The organism is Demequina salsinemoris (genome assembly GCF_000974805.1).
Taxonomy (GTDB): domain Bacteria; phylum Actinomycetota; class Actinomycetes; order Actinomycetales; family Demequinaceae; genus Demequina; species Demequina salsinemoris.
Map to the genome: position 1 here is coordinate 1 of NZ_BBQZ01000012.1, position 5,243 is coordinate 5,243.

6 protein-coding genes are annotated in these 5,243 nt (G+C 62.0%); 2 read left to right on the forward strand and 4 right to left on the reverse strand.

The window, feature by feature from the left end:
• On the forward strand, positions 1 to 388 hold a 388-nt coding region (locus AOP78_RS14575), incomplete at its 5' end, for a hypothetical protein (protein WP_236685399.1).
• 703 nt (positions 389 to 1,091) lie between these two features.
• Here AOP78_RS14575 and AOP78_RS14580 read toward each other — a convergent pair.
• The 4 genes from AOP78_RS14580 to AOP78_RS14595 all read right to left on the reverse strand — a co-directional run bounded on the left by AOP78_RS14580 (position 1,092) and on the right by AOP78_RS14595 (position 4,620).
• Complete coding sequence (locus tag AOP78_RS14580; protein WP_062206449.1) at positions 1,092 to 1,304, reverse strand: hypothetical protein; 213 nt, start codon at positions 1,302 to 1,304, stop codon at positions 1,092 to 1,094.
• An 82-nt stretch (positions 1,305 to 1,386) separates the two neighbouring features.
• Entirely contained in the window at positions 1,387 to 1,821 is a 435-nt protein-coding gene (locus tag AOP78_RS15145) for a hypothetical protein (protein WP_152659595.1), read from the reverse strand.
• 1,350 nt (positions 1,822 to 3,171) lie between these two features.
• Positions 3,172 to 3,621: a CPBP family intramembrane glutamic endopeptidase gene (locus AOP78_RS15335; RefSeq protein WP_160297661.1), complete on the reverse strand. Its 450-nt coding sequence runs from the start codon at positions 3,619 to 3,621 to the stop codon at positions 3,172 to 3,174.
• Positions 3,622 to 4,335: 714 nt separating this feature from the next.
• Entirely contained in the window at positions 4,336 to 4,620 is a 285-nt protein-coding gene (locus tag AOP78_RS14595; RefSeq protein WP_062206459.1) for a hypothetical protein, read from the reverse strand.
• 326 nt (positions 4,621 to 4,946) lie between these two features.
• Between AOP78_RS14595 and AOP78_RS15340 the strand changes: the two genes are divergently transcribed.
• Entirely contained in the window at positions 4,947 to 5,123 is a 177-nt protein-coding gene (locus AOP78_RS15340) for a hypothetical protein (protein WP_160297662.1), read from the forward strand.
• Positions 5,124 to 5,243 lie beyond the last annotated feature (120 nt).

The window sequence follows — 5,243 nt, forward strand, 5'->3', positions numbered from 1 at the left end:
ATCCTCGGCCAGGTTCTCGATCATGCCTTCGACGACTGCCAACTTCACGTTGGCGAGCGTGAGCGGCTGCACGAAGAGCGGAAGCGCGTCTACGACCCTGTACTTCAAGAACTGCAAGGCTGACGTCAATGCCGGCGTCATCCGCATGGGCTTCTACTTCGACTACAAGCACGTCAGCGGAGGCTCGTCAAAGATCACTGGCTACCGCTCCTATTTCTACTTCTGTATTGGCGGATCGCTCAGCAACCACAGATTCGACAGGATGTCGAGCAAGGACGTTCGATACTCCGCTGATTATTCGGCGCTATTCAAGGGCTTCCCTGTTGGGTGGACGGACTACGTGGGCGTCAAGGTGAGCGGAACGACGGCTTCGACGTATACCAACTAGACCCGCTCCTAGTTAACCTTGAACCAGCAACAATGGGAGGTATCGCATGACAGCGTCAGCCATCGTAGGAGTGTTGTTCATCGCAGGAGTTGTCGCACTAGTCGTCGCGGGAGTCCTCTTCGTGCGCCGCCGTTCGAAGAACTAGCGCCGAGGTCCACGAGAATCGGGCCCCCGAGCGCCCTCTGACCGTTGGCTCGGGGCGGCCTGGATCGAGAGGGAGCGTCCTGCCTGACATTCACCGGGCAGGGCGCTCCTTCCCGTCAGCCGAGAATACCCTCACCCCTACGCCGGAGTCTGACCCCGCATCTATCCCGCACATTCAGATGCATCCACCGACAAGCCGCAACAGCCAATTCGCAGGTCTACCTGGCACTTCCGAAGACCACGCCACCCCGCGAGAACCCCTGGCAGAGGCCTCCTCCAATTCGAAAGGTCACCGGATCGACGCCGGTCGGAGCCACGAAACCCCTGCTACGGCGGGGGTTTTTCGCTTTTTCGGCTTGACTGGTTGGTGCGGACCCCGCACTTTGGAGCGTTGACTGAAGGTTCCTGGAGCCCTCAGACGGCCGGCATGCCGCATGTCTCTGCGCACACGAGGCCCTCGCTCACGCCGCGCCAACCAAGCCACCTCGGTGGACACTGACCGAGATCGACACGACGAGGCCCTCGCGCGGGCCCGTTTGGAATCGCAGCGGCAGTCGCATCACTTTCGAATGCGAATGTACCTGTAACCGCCGACCGCGAGGCCCGCCCCGCAGATCACGAGAGTAAGTCCCGTAGTCGTAGCGCCCGTCGCCCAGAAGTACGCGGCAGCCATCATCGTGACCCCGAAGAGAGCGATCAACAGCATGAAGACGCGCGGTGAGGGCTTCTCGTGAGAACCGACCTTGTCCCCCGTCAACTTGTCGTCAGCCATGGTGTTCCTCCTCTTGGGTTCTGCAGAGCGCGTCCGGCACGTGACGCAAGGCACTCGATACGCATGGTGCCGCCGATCCCGTCTACATGCGCGTGAGCACTGTCACGATGAGGCCCACCAAGACGATGCTCCACACCTCGCGCCGCGCCAGCACCAAGCCGAATCCTCGAAAGCTCCAGCCAGCCGGCCTGCTAGGCCTGGTCGCACGGACGTATGTCACCGCATCACCGTAGTCCAATACAGGCACGCCCAGCTCGGCACCCAGCCGGTGCGATTCCTCGCGCATTGCAGCGATCTGCTCGTCGGAAACACTCGAGCGGTCCGAGAAGTAGTGATTTGCGTTGCCACACTCCACCGTGATCCCACTCGCGAGTGGCGGCAGGTGAATCCGACGAATGCTGCCTAGTGGAATCGGGGTGCAGCTGACGATTGTGTGCATCTCAAGTACATCACCACGGACGACAACGCCATGACGGCCGGCAGCAGAGAAGGAAAGTGCCGTCAGAAGAAGCACCACGACCGAAAACGCCGTGGCAGGCCAGGAACCTCGGGAAATCAAAACCCCTATTAGCCACATACCAGCAAGACCCGCACCTACGAGTACAGCCGAGACGAAGTCAGAATCACCGGGCTTCACAAGCCAGCGGACCGGGGTTGGGTTCCTAGGAGCCACTAGGCATCCCCGCGAACAACGTTGTCGGAAGATTCGTGACCGCTGCCGTGCCAACGTATGCGCCGCGCAGCACGGAGATGGTCTCAGCGCCAATGCGTGCTTCGGCCTCGGACGCGGTCACGCCGGCCTCACGGCGACGAGTCACCGCGATCACGTCCTCTCGGAACTCTTTGGGATAGGGCCTAGGCATGGGTACATCCTTCCAGCAGCACCATTTGGCACCGCAACTCAGACTTCACCTATCCCTTCACCGCGCCCCGTTCTATCCACGCATTGATTCGCGCGACGTCGTCGTCAAGTTCTTGGGCAGTGGCCGAAGTTATCGCCCGGCTCGCGACCGCCGCACGCATTTCCTTCTGTGACCCCAGCCCTAGGGTCCAATACCCACCGCCAACGCGAAGTTGGCGCTCAATCGTTAGCCGATCGCTGCCGCCTCGTGGAAGACGACGCACGCGAAGTCCCCAATAGAGGAGCTGGAAGAGCCAGACAGAGCGGGGCAACAGCACCGCCGTAATAGCCGGTAGCGTGCCTGCGGCCACCCGCGCTTCTCTCAGGGCATACGCAGCCCACCACGAGGTGGCCAGCACAACCGGACCAGCCACTAGCGCCAAGTATCCAAACGAACGTCCCGCCAAATCCTCGTGACTCGCAATGGTGACGAACACCATCCCGAACGCCATGAGCAGGCATACCGCCGCGAAGCCTCGATAGTAGCCAGGGGTGACCACGTCGCGTGGCCGCTGGTCGATACCGAGAATTCGCACTTGCACACTCTCCGCTCCGCTGAACCACAGTCACTATCCATACTGTCGGCGGCAGCCTATCGTCGGGCCTGCCGCACCAGACGACGGCACATCGGCCGGCAAGCCGGCCTATGTCACGCCCCATGGAGCCGAGGGGATCCGAGCGGCAACCCCGCATCTATCCCGCACATTCAGCTGCAGCCACCGACAAGCCGTGACAGCCGATTCGCAGGTCTACCTGGCACTTCCGAAGACCAAGCCACCCCGCGAAAACCCCTGGCAGAGGGCCACTCCAATTCGAAAGGTCACCGGATCGACGCCGGTCGGAGCCACGAAACCCCTGCTACGGCGGGGGTTTTTCGTTTCTGCGGCTTGACTGTTTGGTGCTGACCCCGCACTTTCGAGCGTTGACTGAAAATCTCTGACGCTCATCGAACGCCCGCAGACCCGCCTAGAAGTCGAGCGCAAAAGTCGTTGTCGCCGCCACCGCTGAGAATAGGACGACATCAGTCACGAAGTGGGCAGCAACGACGGCGGCGAATCCCCTCCTCTGGTGAAGGGTGGTGAGGAAGTAGGAGTACGCGGCGGCGAGTCCGACTCCAGTCATCCCGCTTGGTATGCCATGGAGGTGCGCGATACCGAATGAGAGCGCAACCAACGCCACTCTCCAATACTCCCCCCCACTTGACATCAGAGACGGCAACACCTTGCGCCACAGGATCTCCTCGCCAATCGCGTTGAACGCTGCAAGGCCCACAACTGCCATGGCGATCACAACTGTGTGCGGTCGCGCCACCGGAAGCCACAGCGATCCGAAGGCGGACGAAGGTTGAATGAGGAGCGCAGCGCCACCGAAAGCGAGCCCCATAGCTCCGGCGACAGTAGCGGTCTTGGGTGACATCCGAGGACGCCACGACAGCACCGCCTTGAACTGCGCGCCAACCAATGTCCACACGGCGGCGGCAGCGAGTCCCGCTGCGGGCCAGGGGGCCCCTATCGCGGCAGGTAGCCAGTAGGCCACGAGGACAGCGGCGACTCTCGCATTCGCCGACAGAATTGCGGCGGTGACCACTACGAGCAGCGACCACCAGACGCTTTGCGTCGCAAGGGCGGGGACGGAAGCCAATGCAGCAGCCAGGGAGACGTCGCGGACTCGCATGGCCTGTCGGCTGCCCCTGGGTGTGCGCGACTGCCACCTCAGGTTAGTTCGGGTATGAACCAACCGAGATGCTCCAACCCCGTCGATCGGTCCAAACAGCCAGATCGTCGTTGACGACGCAGTCGAGAGGGCGGCCGTCGGGTGACAGTGGCCAAGGTGCCCCCGACTCGTCGATGATCGTGTCCTGAAGCGTGCTCGCGAAGTTCCAGGCTAGGCATTCTTCGTCTGCAGGCTCGAAACTGGTGGTGTTGTCGTCGACTGAGAGCAGTACCACCATGTCATCGTCGGGCCCGAGCCACTCGGATAACGCCGACTGGGTATCGGTATCCGTAGAGCGAGTTAGTACGAGCACGCGACAGCGGTCGTGACCAAAAGAGATCGGAAGATCGGATAGGACCCGCGTGAGGGCACGTCTGGCCACTTCGGTCTGCCGATGCGCTGCGCGTTCCCGGCCCATCACATGATCCAGCACTTGAGGTCGTAGGTGAGCACGTCGCTCCCCTGGGTCGCCGTTCCGGCTATCTCAAGCAGCTTGCCAGAGTACTTGGTTGTCCTCGCAGTGCCGATGGATGCGTGCGGTTCGTAGAACTGGCTCTTGGAGTCGATCTTCACGCCGCCCGCGTAGACAGACAACTTCCAGAGCGCCCCCTTGTACCTGGCGTCGGAAATGTATACGCCCCACTGGATTGGCGAGCCTTTGGCTTGCTGCTGAACCGATGCGTACCCGGCTGCGAACGACACCTTTGTAGTTATGGCAACTTCCGATAGCTTGCGTCGTGTAGCTTGCAGCACAACCCGACAATGCGAGAGAGACTGTGAGGATGGCCGCGGCCGCCTTGAGCCGCATAGGTAGTTGCTTCGAAACGATCACGCGTCTTCCCCCTTGACCGCGGGCGCAATTCGGATGCCCCCATTGGCCCCCAGCACTCGGATCCTACCGTTGCTCCTGGAAAGTAGCCAGGCCTGCGTTGAGTCGTCTGGGCGCTGACGTCGTCCGCGGAGAGGATAGCGGGCTCTTCGCAGTTGCGGGTGTAGCGCCTGCTCGACTGTGAGTGAGGTCCTCGAGGATGGAGGTTCCCATACCGAACCACCTGGAAGACCTCAACTTGCTCAACGCCGCCTTCCGCGCGCACGGCCTCACGACCTTCTGCAGCCTCGACGCCTGGGGCCCGACCGTCACCAGGCAGCGCATCGCACCGGATCGGGCGGCGCTCGAGTGGCGTGTCACCGCTGTCGACGACTGATGCCGCGACTATGGCGGTCACGGAAATTCGCAGTGCTCCGCGCCACCCTGCGCCGGCAACAACGCGCCACGCATCTATCCCGCACATTCAGATGCATCCACCGACAATCCGTGACAGCCG

Bases quoted from the DNA above. Each gene is read 5' to 3' on its own strand.
- AOP78_RS14580 (WP_062206449.1), bottom strand. From the start codon at position 1,304: ATGGCTGACGACAAGTTGACGGGGGACAAGGTCGGTTCTCACGAGAAG.
- AOP78_RS15335 (WP_160297661.1), bottom strand. From the start codon at position 3,621: ATGTCACCCAAGACCGCTACTGTCGCCGGAGCTATGGGGCTCGCTTTC.
- AOP78_RS15340 (WP_160297662.1), top strand. From the start codon at position 4,947: ATGGAGGTTCCCATACCGAACCACCTGGAAGACCTCAACTTGCTCAAC.